15 protein-coding genes are annotated in these 14,892 nt (G+C 70.0%); 12 read left to right on the forward strand and 3 right to left on the reverse strand.

All coding sequences use genetic code 11. From position 1 onward, the window contains the following. Window positions 1-24: 24 nt before the first annotated feature. From L6E10_RS39275 to L6E10_RS39290, 4 genes are all read left to right on the forward strand, one after another. A complete protein-coding gene (locus L6E10_RS39275; RefSeq protein ID WP_236225230.1) occupies window positions 25-864 on the forward strand; it encodes an ABC transporter permease in 840 nt (279 codons plus the stop codon). After that, a complete protein-coding gene (locus L6E10_RS39280; protein ID WP_236225231.1) occupies window positions 861-1,670 on the forward strand; it encodes an ABC transporter permease in 810 nt (269 codons plus the stop codon). The genes L6E10_RS39275 and L6E10_RS39280 overlap by 4 nt, the downstream gene beginning before the upstream one ends. Window positions 1,671-1,741: 71 nt before the next feature. Continuing rightward, the gene (locus L6E10_RS40105) at window positions 1,742-3,346 is read left to right on the forward strand and encodes a histidine kinase (protein ID WP_236225232.1); all 1,605 of its coding nucleotides are present in this window, start codon (window positions 1,742-1,744) and stop codon (window positions 3,344-3,346) included. Next, window positions 3,343-3,993 (forward strand): response regulator transcription factor, encoded by a 651-nt coding sequence (locus tag L6E10_RS39290; protein ID WP_236225233.1) that lies wholly within the window; start codon window positions 3,343-3,345, stop codon window positions 3,991-3,993. The genes L6E10_RS40105 and L6E10_RS39290 overlap by 4 nt, the downstream gene beginning before the upstream one ends. A 62-nt stretch (window positions 3,994-4,055) precedes the next feature. On the opposite strand, the gene L6E10_RS39295 is transcribed toward L6E10_RS39290, so the two are convergent. Then, window positions 4,056-4,322: a GlsB/YeaQ/YmgE family stress response membrane protein gene (locus L6E10_RS39295; RefSeq protein WP_236225234.1), complete on the reverse strand. Its 267-nt coding sequence runs from the start codon at window positions 4,320-4,322 to the stop codon at window positions 4,056-4,058. Between the two features lie 136 nt (window positions 4,323-4,458). On the opposite strand from L6E10_RS39295, the gene dxr reads away from it, so the two are divergent. From dxr to map, 7 genes are all read left to right on the forward strand, one after another. Further along, complete coding sequence (dxr, locus tag L6E10_RS39300; RefSeq protein WP_236225235.1) at window positions 4,459-5,589, forward strand: 1-deoxy-D-xylulose-5-phosphate reductoisomerase; 1,131 nt, start codon at window positions 4,459-4,461, stop codon at window positions 5,587-5,589. Between the two features lie 7 nt (window positions 5,590-5,596). Continuing rightward, a complete protein-coding gene (locus tag L6E10_RS39305) occupies window positions 5,597-6,808 on the forward strand; it encodes a site-2 protease family protein (protein ID WP_236225236.1) in 1,212 nt (403 codons plus the stop codon). 49 nt (window positions 6,809-6,857) lie between these two features. Beyond that, window positions 6,858-7,988, forward strand: coding sequence for a flavodoxin-dependent (E)-4-hydroxy-3-methylbut-2-enyl-diphosphate synthase (ispG, locus tag L6E10_RS39310; protein WP_236225312.1), 1,131 nt, complete (start codon window positions 6,858-6,860; stop codon window positions 7,986-7,988). Between the two features lie 210 nt (window positions 7,989-8,198). Further along, window positions 8,199-9,050 carry a GNAT family N-acetyltransferase gene (locus L6E10_RS39315; RefSeq protein ID WP_236225237.1) on the forward strand — a complete coding sequence of 284 codons (852 nt, stop codon included), beginning with the start codon at window positions 8,199-8,201 and terminating at the stop codon, window positions 9,048-9,050. A gap of 18 nt (window positions 9,051-9,068) precedes the next feature. Beyond that, on the forward strand, window positions 9,069-10,859 hold the full coding sequence (locus tag L6E10_RS39320) for a penicillin-binding transpeptidase domain-containing protein (RefSeq protein WP_308102982.1): 1,791 nt from the start codon (window positions 9,069-9,071) through the stop codon (window positions 10,857-10,859). Further along, entirely contained in the window at window positions 10,859-10,987 is a 129-nt protein-coding gene (locus L6E10_RS40600) for a hypothetical protein (protein WP_275677350.1), read from the forward strand. Before L6E10_RS39320 ends, L6E10_RS40600 begins: the two co-directional genes overlap by 1 nt. Window positions 10,988-10,997: 10 nt before the next feature. Then, window positions 10,998-11,855: a type I methionyl aminopeptidase gene (gene map, locus L6E10_RS39325; protein WP_090096010.1), complete on the forward strand. Its 858-nt coding sequence runs from the start codon at window positions 10,998-11,000 to the stop codon at window positions 11,853-11,855. Here map and L6E10_RS39330 read toward each other — a convergent pair. Then, window positions 11,842-12,522 (reverse strand): alpha/beta fold hydrolase, encoded by a 681-nt coding sequence (locus L6E10_RS39330; RefSeq protein ID WP_236225238.1) that lies wholly within the window; start codon window positions 12,520-12,522, stop codon window positions 11,842-11,844. The genes map and L6E10_RS39330 overlap by 14 nt on opposite strands. A gap of 28 nt (window positions 12,523-12,550) precedes the next feature. Here L6E10_RS39330 and L6E10_RS39335 point away from each other — a divergent pair, with 28 nt between their 5' ends. After that, window positions 12,551-14,050: a cobyric acid synthase gene (locus L6E10_RS39335; RefSeq protein ID WP_236225314.1), complete on the forward strand. Its 1,500-nt coding sequence runs from the start codon at window positions 12,551-12,553 to the stop codon at window positions 14,048-14,050. Here L6E10_RS39335 and L6E10_RS39340 read toward each other — a convergent pair. Next, window positions 13,974-14,867 carry an EamA family transporter gene (locus L6E10_RS39340; RefSeq protein ID WP_236225239.1) on the reverse strand — a complete coding sequence of 298 codons (894 nt, stop codon included), beginning with the start codon at window positions 14,865-14,867 and terminating at the stop codon, window positions 13,974-13,976. The genes L6E10_RS39335 and L6E10_RS39340 overlap by 77 nt on opposite strands. Window positions 14,868-14,892: the final 25 nt, after the last annotated feature.

Below are 14,892 nucleotides of genomic sequence, written 5' to 3' on the forward strand. Positions count from 1 at the left end.
CGGTGCGGTGGCAAGATGCGGCCCGTGCTCCGACGCTGGCTGAAGGCCAACGCCCTTCTCGCTCCGACCGGGATCTGGCTGGGGATCTTCCTGATCGCGCCGCTGGTCGTGGTCGTCGAGTTCAGCTTCGCGACCAGGGACACGGGGGTCGCCCGCGCGGTGCTGCCGTGGACGGCGCAGGCGTACCTGACGGCGCTCGACCCGGCGTTCCTGCCGATCTTCGGGCGGACCCTGCTGTACGCCGGTGCGACCACGCTGTTGTGCCTGGTGCTCGGCTTCCCGCTGGCGTGGTTCATCGCGCGGCACGGCGGGCGCTACCGGACGGCGTTGCTCGCGGCGGTGCTGATCCCGTTCTGGTCGAGCTACCTCGCGCGGATCTACGCGTGGAAGGCGCTGCTGGACGGCGAAGGGCTCGTGAACACCGTGCTCGGCTGGGTCGGGCTGGACCGGGACGGCGGTTTCCTGCTGACCCACGGCGCCGTGGTGCTCGGCCTGACGTACGGCTTCCTGCCGTTCATGGTGCTGCCGCTCTACGTGGCCTGCGAGCGGTTCGACGTGCGGCTGGTGGAGGCGTCCCACGACCTCGGTCACGGGCGCGTGTCGACGTTCTTCCGCGTCGTGCTGCCGGGGGTGATGAGCGGTGTGCTGGCCGGGTCGCTGCTGGTGCTGGTGCCCGCGGCCGGTGACTTCGTGACGCCGAGGTTGCTCGGCGGGGTGGAGCAGTCGACGTTCGGGTCGGTGATCGACGACCAGTTCCGCGGCGGCAACAACTGGCCGCTGGGCTCGGCGATGGCGGTGCTGCTGCTGGTGCTCGTCGTGGTGGTGCTGGCGCTGCGCGGACGGCGCGGGGAGGACGTGCTGTGAACCGTCGTCCGTGGGCACTCGGCGCTGTCGTGGCGCTGGTGTTCCTGTTCTTGTACGCACCGATCGCGTGGCTCGCCATCGCGTCGTTCAACTCCTCGCGGTCGTTGTCTCGCATCAGCGGGTTCTCGCTGCAGTGGTACGCGGAGCTGGTGGACGACACGCGTGTGTTCGACTCGTTGCGGCTGACCTTGCAGCTCGCCCTGTCGTCCGCGCTGATCTCGACGGTGATCGGGACGCTGGCGGCGTTCGGGCTGCGGCGGGCGTTCCCCGGCCGCGGGCTCTGGACGGTGCTGCTGTCGTTGCCGCTCGTGGTGCCCGAGGTCGTGCTGGGCGTGGCGATGCTGGGGTTCTTCGTGAAGCTCGCCGGTGTGCCGCTCGGGTTCGGGGCGCTGCTGTTCGCGCACGTGGCGTTCTCGCTGAGCTTCGTGGTCGTCGTGGTGCGGTCGCGGGTGTCCGGGATGGACGCCCGGCTGGAGGAGGCGGCGGCCGACCTCGGGGCGTCGCCGTTCGTGGCGTTCCGGACCGTGACGCTGCCGCTGGTGGCGCCCGCGGTCGTGGCCGGTGCGGCGTTCGCGTTCCTGCTGTCGTTCGACGACGTGGTGATCTCGTCGTACCTGACCGGTGTCGGCTCGACGACGCTGCCGGTGTTCGTCTACGCGCAGGCGTCGAAGCGCGGCATCTCGCCGGAGATCGTCGCGCTCTCGACGCTGATGGTGGCCGCGACGGCTCTTTTGCTGATCATCGGCGTCGTCCTCGCCTCCTGGCGGGCGCGCAGGGCCGGATCAGCCGCGAAGCTGGCCGGGTAGTCAACTTTCGTCGCTGGTTTCCGATACTCCAGCGTGCCGCGCGGACATGGGACGTCTCGTAGCTTGAGAGCGTGATTACTGCTGTGCGGACCAGGGCCGAGGCGTTCCGCGCCGACGCCCTGGCCCGGTTCCGCGGCCTGACCGTGGTGCGCCTGGTCGGCGACCTGGTCGTCATGGTCGCCGCGCTCCTGCTGGACGTGTGGCCGGGCCCGTGGGCCGAGACGAAGGCGACGGGCTGGTCGATCGCCGGCATCGCCGCCGTCTACGTGGTGCTGCTGCCGCTGCGGCACCTGTTCCCGGCGACGACCATGATCGGAGGTGCGGCGCTGCCGTTCCTCGGACCCGCGACGATGGTCGTGCTGAGCTACACGGCGGGCCGCCGGATCGAGTCGTGGGTCAAGGCCGTCGCGTCGACCGCGCTGACGTTCGTCGTCGTGGTCCTGCTGTGGGACTGGGACGCGCGCCCGCTCGAGTTCGACCCCGTCTACGGGATGCTCATCCTCATCACGATCTTCGGCGTGGGCGTGGCGCTGCCGTTCCTCGTCGGCCGGTACCTCGCGCAGCGCGAGGCGCTCGTCCAGGCCATGCAGGACCGCGAGGCGCGCATGCGCGGCGAGCACAAGATGCTGTCGCGGCAGGTCCGCCTGCGCGAACGCAGCCGCATCGCCCAGGACATGCACGACAGCCTCGGCCACCGGCTCTCCCTGATCTCGGTGCACGCCGGCGCCCTGGCGCTGGACCCGTCGCTGGGGGAGAAGCAGCGCGAGGCGATCGGGGTGCTGCGCTCCGCGGCGCTGACCGGCATGGGGGAGCTGCGGGCGATCATCGGCGTTTTGCGGGCCGAGGACGGTCCCGACGACGACCCGGCGACACGCACCGCGGAGTCCATCGACTCGTTGGTCACCGACGCGCGCAAGGCCGGTGTTCTGGTCAGTCTGGTGCGCGGCGGACAAGCACACCCTTTGCCGTCCCGTGTCTCTCACGCGGCTTATCGCGTCGCGCAGGAGGGCCTCACGAACGCCGCCAAGCACGCGCCGGGCGCGGCCGTGCAGGTGACGGTGAAGTACGAGCCGGACGCCCTGGTCGTCGAAGTCCGCAACAACCCGTCACGCAACGGCTCCCCGAGCGGCGCACCGGGCGTGGGCCTCATCGGCCTGACGGAACGCGTGCGCGTGGCGGGCGGCATTCTGCACGTGGGCGCGCTGCCGTCCGGTGGCTTCCGCATCGCCGCCGTGCTGCCGTACGAGGAGACCGCGCTCCCCGACGAGCCCGAGGACGAGCAGGACGAGACCGAGTCGCCGCGCGGCATCCGCAAGTGGGCGGGCGTCGGCTCCATCGCGGGCGCGTCCGTGGTGCTGGCGATCATCATCGGCGGCTTCACGTACCTCGGCGCGCAACCGGTGACCGAGGTCGTCTCGCAGGAGAACCTGGACAAGATCCAGGAGGGCCAGCCCGAGGCCGACGTGCGCGCGTTGCTCCCGAACGGCGACGAACCCCTGGTGGCCGACGGCGAACGCAAGTCGCAGGCCTCCCCGGAGCCACCCGGCGCCCGCTGCGTCTACCACATCACCGACGAGCAGTCGTACCTCGCGAAGGGCACCAGGGTGGTGCGTTTCTGCTTCCGGGACGGCAAGCTGGTCGAGAAGAAGATCCACGTTCAGAGGACTGGTCAATGATCCGGGTGCTCATCGCCGACGACGAGCCGTTGATGCGCGCCGGCATCAAGGCCATCCTCGGCACCGCCGACGACATCGAGCTGGTGGCGGAGGCCGGCGACGGCCGCGAGGCGCTGCAGGTCGTGCGCGAACGCCGCGTGGACGTGGCGGTGCTCGACATCCGCATGCCGCGCATGGACGGCCTGGCGTGCGCCCGCGAGCTGCGGACGGTGGCGCCGTCCGTGCGGGTCGTGATGCTGACGACGTTCGGTGAGGACGACAACATCGTGCGGGCCCTGTCCGACGGCGCCGCGGGGTTCCTGTTGAAGGACTCCGCACCCGAGGAGCTGCTGCGCGCCGTGCGCGCGGTGAACAACGGCGAGGCGTACCTGTCGCCGATGGTCACGTCCCGGGTGGTCGGCATGGTGGCGACGTCCGGGCAGCCGAAGCGGCAGGAGGCGCAGAAGGCCGTCGAGGGGCTGACCGAGCGCGAGGTCGAGGTGCTGGCGCTGCTCGGGCAGGGGATGTCGAACGCGGACGTCGGCGCGAAGCTGCACATGTCCGAGGCGACGGTGAAGACGTACGTGTCGCGGTTGCTGGCGAAGCTGGGGCTGACGAACCGGGTGCAGGCGGCTCTGCTGGCGCGGGACGCGGGCATCGCGAACTGATCCGGAAAAGACGAGAGGCCGTCCGGGTGTCACCCGAACGGCCTCAAACGTCGTGTGTGCCGCTAAGCGTGGCTGCGTCGTCCCGTGACGAGGCGGTAGACGCCCAGCAGGACCAGCGATCCGACGATGGCCAGCAGCCACGTCCGGAGATCGAAGAAATTGCCCAGGCTGGTCCCGAAGATGGCGGATCCGATGAAACCGCCCAGGATCGCGCCGACGATGCCGATCAGCATCGTGATGATGATTCCGCCCGGGTCCTTACCCGGCATGATCGCCTTGGCGATGGCTCCGGCCAGCAGGCCGAGCACGATCCATCCGAGGATGCCCACCGAGAGTCTCCTTCCAACGACTTGACGATCGTGGAATGCCCTCGATCCGGCGACTTCACACCTCCAAAACCACTCCGTTATCAAAGTAGCGGCCTGTGCCGAGGCTCTCAGGCACTCTCCGGAACAATGAGGGGCGATGAGTACTCCACGCACTGTCCTGATCCTGGGGTCGACCGGTTCGGTCGGGACCCAGGCGCTCGACGTCATCCGGCGCAACCGCGACCGCTTCCAGGTCGTCGGGCTCGGCGCGGGTGGGCGTCAGCTGGACCTGCTGAAGCAGCAGGCAGCAGAGTTCGACGTGAAGACGGTCGCCGTGGCCAACGGCGCCGACGTGCCCGGTGTCAGGACGCTGACCAGCATGGTCGACCTGATCGAGGCGTGTCCGGCGGACGTCGTCCTCAACGGCATGGACGGGTCCAGGGGGCTCGAGCCGTCGCTCAAGGTGCTCGAGACCGGCGCCGTGCTCGCGCTCGCGAACAAGGAGTCGCTCATCGCGGGCGGGCCGCTCGTGCTCGAGGCGGCCAAGCCGGACCAGATCGTCCCGGTCGACTCCGAGCACTCGGCACTCGCGCAGTGCCTTCGCGGCGGCACCGGGAACGAGGTCCACAAACTCGTTCTCACGGCCTCCGGAGGGCCGTTTCGGGGCAAAAGCCGCGAACAACTCGAATCGGTCACCGTGCAGCAGGCCATGGCGCACCCGACGTGGTCGATGGGGCAGGTCGTCACCATCAACTCGGCGAACCTCGTCAACAAGGGCCTGGAGCTGATCGAGGCGCACCTGCTGTTCGGCGTGCCCTACGACCGCGTCGACGTGGTCGTGCACCCCCAGTCCGTCATTCACTCGATGGTGACCTTCACGGACGGCTCGACGCTCGCGCAGGCGTCGCCTCCGGACATGCGGCTCCCCATCTCGCTGGGCCTCGGGTGGCCCGAGCGCGTACCGGGTGCGGCCGCCGCCTGTACCTTTGACACCGCCACCTCGTGGACTTTCGAGCCGCTGGACACCGTGACCTTCCCGGCGGTCGAGCTCGCGCGGCAGGCCGGCAAGGCGGGTGGGTGCCACCCTGCGATCTACAACGCCGCGAACGAGGAGGCACTCGCCTCATTCGTGGCGGGGAAGACGTCGTTCCTGTCGATCGTGGACACCATCGGCCAGGTTCTCGGCGAGGCGAACGATTGGCAGAAGGACCCCGCGGACGTCGCGGAGGTGCTGGCCGCCGAGGACTGGGCACGCGCACGTGCCCGCGAGCTGGTTGGAAGGAACTGAACTACTCGTGAACACATTCATCAACATCCTCGGGGTGCTGTTGTTCGCGTTCGGCATCGCGGTGTCCATCGCGCTGCACGAGTTCGGGCACCTGCTGACCGCGAAGGCCTTCGGCATGAAGGTCACCCGCTACTTCATCGGTTTCGGCCCGAAGATCTTCTCGTTCCGCAAGGGCGAGACCGAGTACGGTCTGAAAGCGATCCCGGCCGGCGGTTTCTGCGAGATCACCGGCATGACGGCGCTGGACGACGTCCACCCGGACGACCGCAAGCGCGCCTTCTACAACCAGAAGGTGTGGAAGCGCGTCGTCGTGCTGGCCGCCGGCTCCATCACGCACTTCATCCTCGGCTTCCTCATCCTGCTCGTCCTCGCGATGTCGCTCGGCCTGCCGAACAACAAGGACCTCCCGGTTCTCGCCGAGATCACGCCGTGCGTCCAGGACCACACCGTCGGCCTCACCGCGCCGTGCCAGCCGGGCGCCCCTGCGCCGGCCAAGGACGCGGGCCTGCGGCCCGGCGACGAGGTCACGGCCATCGCCGGCAAGCCGATCTCGACGTGGTCGGAGATGCTCAAGGTCACCCGCGACCTGAGCGGCCCGACCGAGTTCAAGGTCAAGCGCAACGGCGAGGAAGTGGCCCTCACGGTGAACGTGCCGAAGGTCACCCGCGAGGTGACGGACGGCAAGGGCGGCCGCGAGGTCAAACAGGTCGGCGCCATCGGCGTCACCTGGCAGCAGAACTTCGAGTACAGCCCGCTCGCGGCGGTCCCGGCGTCCGTCGCGTTCACCGGCGACATGTTCGTGAACACCTGGAAGGGCCTCATGCGCTTCCCGGAGCGCATCCCGGCCGTGGTCAAGGCCATCGGCGGCGGCGAGCGCGACCTCGACACCCCCATCTCCGTCGTGGGCGCGTCGCGCCTGGGCGGTGACGCGGCGGAGCGAGGTCTCTGGGCGTTCTTCATCCTGATGCTGGCGGGCCTGAACTTCTTCGTGGGTGTGTTCAACCTCCTGCCGCTGCTCCCGCTTGACGGTGGTCACATCGCCGTCAACCTCTACGAACGGGTGCGAGACTGGGTGAGGAAGCTCCGCGGGAAGCCCGCCGGCGCACCGGTCAACTACATGCGCCTGCTGCCCCTCACCTACGTGGTCATCTTCATCGGTGGCGCCATCACGCTGCTGACCGTGACCGCCGACATCGTCAACCCGATCAGGTTGCAGTAGTGATTCACGGAAAGGTGCACAACCCATGAGTGACGGCGTGATGCTCGGAATGCCGGCACTGCCGCCGCCGGTGCTGTCGGAACGTCGCAAGACCAGGCAGCTGATGGTCGGCAACGTCGGTGTCGGCAGCGAGTTCCCCGTCTCCGTCCAGTCGATGACGACGACCCTCACGTCGGACGTCAACGCGACGCTGCAGCAGATCGCGGAACTCACCGCGGCCGGTTGCGACATCGTCCGGGTCGCCTGCCCGTCGCAGGACGACGCGGACGCGCTGCCGGCGATCGCCAGGAAGTCCCAGATCCCGGTGATCGCCGACATCCACTTCCAGCCGAAGTACGTCTTCGCCGCCATCGAGGCCGGCTGCGCAGCGGTGCGCGTGAACCCCGGCAACATCCGCAAGTTCGACGACCAGGTGAAGGAGATCGCGGCCGCCGCGCGCGACCACGGCACCCCGATCCGCATCGGCGTCAACGCGGGCTCGCTCGACCCCCGCCTGCTGCAGAAGTACGGCAAGGCCACCCCGGAGGCCCTGGCCGAGAGCGCGATGTGGGAGGCCTCGCTCTTCGCGGAGCACGACTTCCACGACATCAAGATCTCGGTCAAGCACAACGACCCGGTGGTCATGATCCGCGCTTACGAACTGCTGGCCGAGCAGTGCGACTACCCGCTGCACCTGGGCGTCACCGAGGCGGGCCCGGCCTTCCAGGGCACCATCAAGTCCGCCGTGGCCTTCGGCGCGCTCCTGCGCCAGGGCATCGGCGACACGATCCGCGTGTCGCTGTCCGCCCCGCCGGTCGAGGAGATCAAGGTCGGCCACCAGATCCTCCAGTCGCTCAACCTGCGCCCGCGCAAGCTGGAGATCGTGTCCTGCCCGTCCTGCGGCCGCGCGCAGGTGGACGTCTACACGCTCGCCGAGCAGGTCACGGCCGGTCTGGAGGGCATGGAGGTGCCGCTGCGCGTCGCCGTCATGGGCTGCGTCGTGAACGGCCCCGGTGAGGCCCGCGAGGCCGACCTGGGCGTGGCGAGCGGCAACGGCAAGGGCCAGATCTTCGTCAAGGGCAAGGTCATCAAGACCGTTCCCGAGCACGCGATCGTCGAGACCCTCATCGAAGAGGCCATGCGCCTCGCCGAGGAGATGGAGCCGGTAGAGGGCGGCGCGCCCGCCGTCACCGTCGGCTAGCAGCAACAACAGCACCACCGAAGGGCGCTCCCACGGGGGCGCCCTTCGCTTTGTCGCGACATCGAGGCCACCCACCACCGCGAGAACCGGCGTGCCACCTCGACGGGGCGGTTCGCACAACAGCCGCATAAATAAACGCAACCACCATCACCCCTGCTCCGCACCAACGGCTGATCCCAATTCCCGCGCGGATCTGGCACGCTGGATGACGTGCTGAGGCTGGCCGGAGCGCGCGTGCTGGACGAACGCGACCTGATCGACGTACGCGGGGTCTTCGAATCAGACCCCGTAGCCGCGTGCATGGTCGCCGCAAGGGTCGAAGTCGCCGGCCTGGACCCGTGGCGCCTCGGCGGCGAGATGTGGGGCTCGGACAGCAAACCGGCCAGGGGCGCGATCGACGGCCTGTGCTTCAGCGGCCCGAACCTGATCCCCCTCAAGGGCAGCGCGGCGGCCATGCGCATGTTCGCGGACAGGGCCCGCCGCAGAGGCCGCATGTGCTCCAGCCTCGTGGGCCCGGCCGAACAGGTCCTCACCCTCTGGGACGAGCTCCAGCCGGACTGGGGCCCGGCCAGGGAGGTCAGGGCGGACCAGCCCCTCATGGCCATCTCGACGGCCCCGAAGACCACCCCGGACCCCGCGGTCCGGCAGGTCAGGCCGAGCGAGCTGAACCGCTACCTGCCCGCGGCGATCAGCATGTTCATCGAAGAGGTCGGCATCGACCCGTGCGCCGAGGACGGCGGCGCGGGTTATCGCGCACGGGTCACCGAGCTCATCGCGGCGGGCCGGGCGTTCGCCAGGTTCGAGGACGGCGAGGTCGTCTTCAAGGCCGAGATCGGCGCCATGTCGAGCCGCGTCGGTCAGATCCAGGGGGTCTGGGTGCGCCCGGACCGCAGGGGCGAGGGCATCGGCACGGCGGGAACGGCAGCCGTCGCCGACCGCCTCACCAGGGTCCTGAACAGGACCGCGAGCCTCTACGTCAACGGCTACAACCACGTGGCGCAGGCCGCCTACCGCCGAATCGGTTTCGAACAGGTCGGGCAATACGCCACCGTCCTCTTCTGAGAGGGCATACTCGCGCGAGTGCGCCTACTCGCGATGATCACGGTGGTGCTGGTGACGGTGAGCGGCTGCGGGCTGTTCGAGTCGGAACCGGGGGCACCGGAGATCACCCACGACTTCCTGGCGAAGCTCGCGTCCGGTGACGTGCAGGGTGCCGCCGGGATGACCGACAACCCGACCGAGGCCAAGGAGACCCTGGAGAAGTTCCGGGGCGCTCTGAAACCGGAGGGGCTCAGCAGCAAGGTCGACCAGATCCGCAAGAACGGCGAGACGGCGTCCGAGGCGAGCGTCACCCTCGACTGGGACCTCGGCAAGAACCGCCACTGGACGTACCCGGCCAAGTTCGACGTGCGCCAGGAGGGCGACACGTGGAAGGTCCACTGGGCCTCGTCGGTGGCGCACCCGAAGCTCGCGCCGCAGCAGTCCGTGCGGCTCACGGAGCTCAAGCCCGACCCGGCGCCGGTGCTCGACCGCGACGGCACGCCGCTGCTGGCGCCGGAACGGGTCGTGTCGGTGCTGCTCGTCGCGAAGGAGGCCGGGGACGTCGGGGCCGTCGGCAAGGCCCTCGCGGACGCGCTCAACCCGCTCGACAAGGCCATCACCCAGCAGACGATCACCGACGGCGTGGCCAAGACGCCGGAGGGGCAGGCCTACCAGGTCGCGGCGCTGCGCGACCCGGACTACCAGTCGGTGAAGCCCGCCATCTACGAGCTGCCGGGCGTGCGGTTCAGCTCGCAGACGTCGTTGCTGGCGCCGAGCCGCAACTTCGGCTCGCAGGTGCTGCCGGCCGTGCGCAAGCTGGTCGAGAACGACATCGCCGGTGCCGCGGGCTTCCGGATCGCCACGGTCGACGCGCAGGGCAACGAGGTCGACGAGCTGCACTCGAAGGCGCCCGAGCCCGCCAAGGCCGTGAGCACCGCGTTGTCCCGCTCGATCCAGACCGCCGCCGAGGACGCCGTCGAACCGGTCACGCAGCCCGCGATCCTCGTCGCGATCCAGCCGTCGACCGGGGACGTCCTCGCCGTCGCGCAGAACGACCCGGCTGACGCGCAGGGGGCTCTCGCGCTGACCGGCCGCTTCCCGCCGGGCTCGACGATGAAGGCCGTGAGCGCGCTCGCCGCGATCCAGTCCGGCAAGGCCACCGCCGACACCCCGCTGCCGTGCCCCGGCAAGACCACCATCGACGGGCGGCGGATCGTGCCGAACTCCTCGGAGTTCGACAAGGGCACCATCCCGTTCCGCTCGGCGTTCGCGTTCTCCTGCAACACCACGTTCGCGCAGCTCGCCGTCGACATGCCGGCGGACCTGCTGACGAACTCCGCGCTGTCGCTCGGCCTCGGCGTCGACTTCGACGTCCCCGGCCTGACCACGATCACCGGCTCCGTGCCGCCCGCGACCGACGTCGTGGAACGGGCGGAGGACGCCTTCGGGCAGGGCAAGGTGCTGGCGTCGCCGTTCGGCATGGCACTGGTCGGGGCGTCCATCGCGAAGGGCTCGATGCCGGTGCCGCAGCTGGTGCGGGGCAGGGAGACCAAAGCGGACAAGCAGCCGGCCGCACCGCCCGCCGCCGCGCTCGACCCGGTGCGGCAGATGATGCGCGAGGTCGTCGACTACGGCACTGCACCGCAACTCAAGCCGTACGGAGACGTGCGCGGGAAGACTGGTACCGCACAGTTCGGTGACGGAGTGCACTCGCACGGGTGGTTCATGGGTTACCGGGGCGATCTCGCGTTCGCGACCCTGGTGCTCAGCGGTGAGACTTCGACCCCGGCCGTGGACGTGGCGGTGAGGTTCCTCAAGGCGGTGCCGTGATGAGCAAGACCAGCGACCTGACGTTGCGCGAACGCCTGCTGCGGGCAGGCATCCTCCTGCCCGCGCCGCGCGTGCCCGAACCTCGTGCGGAGGACCAGGTTCGGGGTGGTCCGCGCGTAGGCGGCTAATGTGGAACGCATGGCTGTTCGTGCCCCACTGCAACCCGGTGTGCAATCTCCGCGGCGTCAGGTGCCCTCGCGCATCGTGCGTCCCGAGTACGTCGACAAGCCCGCGCCGCAGCGCGGCACCGACCCCTGGGTGCAGACGCCGGAGATCATCGAAGCCATGCGCGTCGCCGGCCGTCTCGCGGCCCAGGCGCTGCAGGAGGCCGGCAAGGTCGTCGTGCCCGGCGTGACGACGGACGAGATCGACGCGGTGGCGCACGAGTTCCTGTGCGACAACGGCGCGTACCCGTCGACGCTGGGCTACCGCGGCTTCCCGAAGTCGTGCTGCACCTCGCTGAACGAGGTCATCTGCCACGGCATCCCGGACAGCACCGTCGTCGAGGACGGCGACATCGTCAACATCGACGTCACGGCCTTCATCGGCGGCGTGCACGGCGACACGAACGCCACCTTCCTCGCGGGCGACGTCTCGGAGGAGGCCAAGCTCCTCGTCGAGCGCACGCACGAGGCGACCATGCGCGCCATCAAGGCCGTGAAGCCCGGTCGTGAGCTCAACGTCGTCGGCCGCGTCATCGAGGCGTACGCGAAGCGGTTCGGCTACGGCGTCGTGCGCGACTTCACCGGCCACGGCATCGGCCGGACGTTCCACAGCGGCCTCGTGGTGCTGCACTACGACGAGCCGTCGGTGAAGACCGTGCTCGAACCCGGCATGACGTTCACGATCGAGCCGATGATCACGCTCGGGGACTACGAGGGCGAGATGTGGGACGACGGCTGGACCGTCACCACGAAGGACAAGAGCTGGACCGCGCAGTTCGAGCACACGATCGTCGTGACCGAGACCGGCTCGGAGATCCTCACAGTCTGCTGACCACGGACTTCACCGCGGCCGCGACCGACGAGGGCGACGTCGCGGCCGCCAGGTGGTGCGCCTCGACGCGCTCGACCGGCCACCCGAGCCCTTCCGCGCGCACGGCCGCGTCCTCGTAGACCGGGGACAGCAGCACGTAGCCGCAGGGGCCGGACCACTCGACGCTCGGGCGCTGCTCCTTCAGGAACTCCCACGGCACCTCGGGCGCCTCGTCGCGCATTTCCTCGCGCAGGCCGGCGGGCACGAGCCGCAGCGGGTCGGAGTCGAACCAGCGGTCCCAGCGCGGCAGCCTGCCGTCGCGCACGGACGCCTTGACCTGGCTCACCAGGGCGGGGTCGACGGTCTCGCGCCACGCCCTCCCCGGCGTCGGCAGGTCGGAGTCGAGGAACACGAGGCCGGCCACGTCCAGTTCGAGGGCGTCGGCGAAGGCGGGGAGCAGCGGACCGGCTCCGCTGTGGCCGACGAGGACCAGCGGGCCGGGCACCCCGGCGTCCTGCAGGGCGTCGGCGAAGGCGCCGATCAGCCGCTGGTGCACCGGGGCCTCGTTGACCGTCATCTGCAGGTCGACGAGCAGGACGGCCACCCCCTCGGAGGCCAGTTCGTCGGCGAGCGGGCGCATGCTCGACGGGCCGAGGAACGGGCTGTGCATGAGCACGACGGTGACCATGGGGGTGATGATGGCAGCATTGGCGTCCATGCGGGGCGCGATGTTGATCTGTGGGACGACCTCCGACGCGGGCAAGAGCGTCCTGGTGGCCGGTCTGTGCCGGTTCCTGGCACGCCAGGGCGTCGACGTCGTGCCGTTCAAGGCCCAGAACATGTCGAACAACTCGTTCGTCACACTCGACGGCGGTGAGATCGGGCGGGCGCAGGCGGTGCAGGCGCGGGCGGCGTTCAAGGAGCCCAGCGTCCGGTTCAACCCGGTGCTGCTCAAACCCGGCAGCGACCGCACGTCCCAGGTGGTCGTGCTCGGGCAGGCGGTCGGCGAGGTGTCGGCGCTGAGCTACCGCGACCGCAAGCGGCAGCTGCTCGGCACCGTGCTGTCCACTTTGGACGAGCTGCGGCGCGACCACGAGGTCGTCGTGTGCGAGGGCGCGGGCTCACCGGCCGAGATCAACCTGCGCGCCGACGACATCGCGAACATGGGCCTCGCGGTCAACGCGCACCTGCCGGTGCTCGTGGTCGGCGACATCGACCGCGGTGGCGTGTTCGCGCACCTCTTCGGCACGGTCGCGGTGCTGGACGCGGCCGACCAGGCGCTGGTCTCGGGGTTCGTCGTCAACAAGTTCCGCGGCGACCAGCGCCTGCTCGAACCCGGGCTGCACCAGCTGAAGGCGCTCACCGGCCGGCCGGTGCTCGGCGTGCTGCCGTGGCGCGAGGAGCTGTGGCTCGACGCGGAGGACTCGTTGTCCTACAACGCCGACGGCGTGATCGGCCGGCCGCGGCCGCCGGTGAGGGACTGGCTGCGCGTCGCGGTGATCCGGTTGCCGCGCATCTCGAACGCCACCGACGTGGAGGCGCTGGCGTGCGAGCCCGGCGTCTCGGTGCGGTTCGTGACGGAGCCGTCGAGGCTGGCCGACGCGGACCTGGTGGTGCTGCCCGGCTCGAAGGCCACCGTCTCCGACCTGGCCTGGCTGCGCGAAACCGGCCTGGCGCAGGCGATCGCGCGCTTCGACGGCCCGGTCCTCGGCATCTGCGGGGGGTTCCAGATGCTCTCGAAGCGGATCGAGGACGACGTCGAGTCCGGGCGCGGCACGGTCGACGGGCTCGGCCTGCTCGACGTCGACATCCGCTTCCGGCGGCGCAAGACGCTGGCCACGCCGTCGGACGTCGCCTGGGGCGAACCCGTCACGGGGTACGAGATCCACCACGGCCAGGTCGTCCGCAGCGCCGAGCAGCCGTTGATCGGCGACGAGGGCGCGCAGACCGACGCGGTCCTCGGCACGCACTGGCACGGCCTGCTGGAGAACGACGCGTTCCGCCGCAGGTTCCTGCGCTGGGCCGCCGACCGCGCCGGCCGCGACTTCGAGCCGGCCGAGGTGAGCTTCCAGGCCGCCCGCGAGGCCCAGCTGGACCTGCTGGGCGACCTGGTCGCCGACCACCTCGACACGAAGGCCGTCATCGACCTGCTGGAACGAGGGGCTCCGGCAGGACTGCCGTTCGTGCCGCCCGGCGCCCCAGCAGCTGCGGGATAGCGAGCCCGGCCAGCACGAGCCCACCGGCCGCGGCCTGCAGCCCGCTCAGGTCCTCGCCGAGGAACGCCCACGCCGAGAACATCCCGAACACCGGCACCAGCAGCGAGAACGGCGCCACGACGGACGACTCGTACTGGCGCAGCAGGGACCCCCAGAGGGCGAACCCGAGCAGCGTCGAGATCCACGCGACGTACCCGACCGCGCCGATCCCGGACCAGCCGAGGTCGCCGAGCGCGCTCATGTCCTCGGTGAGGGCCGACAGCGCGAACAACGGCAGCACCGCGACCGCGCTCACCCACACCATGAACCGCAGCGCGTCCGCGGGTCGTGCGTACCGCATCAGCACGTTCGACACGCCCCAGCAGGCCGCCGCGGCGATCAGCAGCACGAACCCGAGCAGGGGCGACGAGAGCCCGTAGTCCCACGCGATGACCCCGATGCCCGCGACGGCCAGCGCGATCCCGGTGATCTGCACGGACTTCGGCCGTTCGCGGAGCACGACCGCCGCGAAAAGGGTCGTGAAGATCACCTGGCTCTGCAGGACCAGCGACCCGAGGCCCGCCGGCATGCCCGCCTTGAGGCCGATGAACAGGAAGCTGAACTTCGCGACGCCCAGCACCAGCCCGACGGAGACGATCCAGCGCCACGCCACCCTCGGCCGCCCGACGAAGAAGATCGCGGGGACCGCCGCCGCGAGGAAGCGCAGCGCGGAGAACAGGATCGGCGGGAACTCGTCGAGGCCGACCTTGAGCACGACGAAGTTGAAGCCCCAGATGGCGGCGACGAGAACGGCGAGCAGGACGTGGCGGGGACTCATGGGCTCAAGCTTGCGCGTGCTAACT

The organism is Lentzea sp. CC55 (genome assembly GCF_021056325.1).
Classification (GTDB): Bacteria; Actinomycetota; Actinomycetes; order Mycobacteriales; family Pseudonocardiaceae; genus Lentzea; species Lentzea jiangxiensis.

Bases quoted from the DNA above. Each gene is read 5' to 3' on its own strand.
- L6E10_RS39330 (WP_236225238.1), bottom strand. From the start codon at position 12,522: ATGGTCACCGTCGTGCTCATGCACAGCCCGTTCCTCGGCCCGTCGAGC.
- L6E10_RS40600 (WP_275677350.1), top strand. From the start codon at position 10,859: ATGAGCAAGACCAGCGACCTGACGTTGCGCGAACGCCTGCTGCGGGCA.
- L6E10_RS39340 (WP_236225239.1), bottom strand. From the start codon at position 14,867: ATGAGTCCCCGCCACGTCCTGCTCGCCGTTCTCGTCGCCGCCATCTGG.
- ispG (WP_236225312.1), top strand. From the start codon at position 6,858: ATGCCGGCACTGCCGCCGCCGGTGCTGTCGGAACGTCGCAAGACCAGG.
- L6E10_RS39290 (WP_236225233.1), top strand. From the start codon at position 3,343: ATGATCCGGGTGCTCATCGCCGACGACGAGCCGTTGATGCGCGCCGGC.
- L6E10_RS39335 (WP_236225314.1), top strand. From the start codon at position 12,551: ATGCGGGGCGCGATGTTGATCTGTGGGACGACCTCCGACGCGGGCAAG.
- dxr (WP_236225235.1), top strand. From the start codon at position 4,459: ATGAGTACTCCACGCACTGTCCTGATCCTGGGGTCGACCGGTTCGGTC.
- map (WP_090096010.1), top strand. From the start codon at position 10,998: ATGGCTGTTCGTGCCCCACTGCAACCCGGTGTGCAATCTCCGCGGCGT.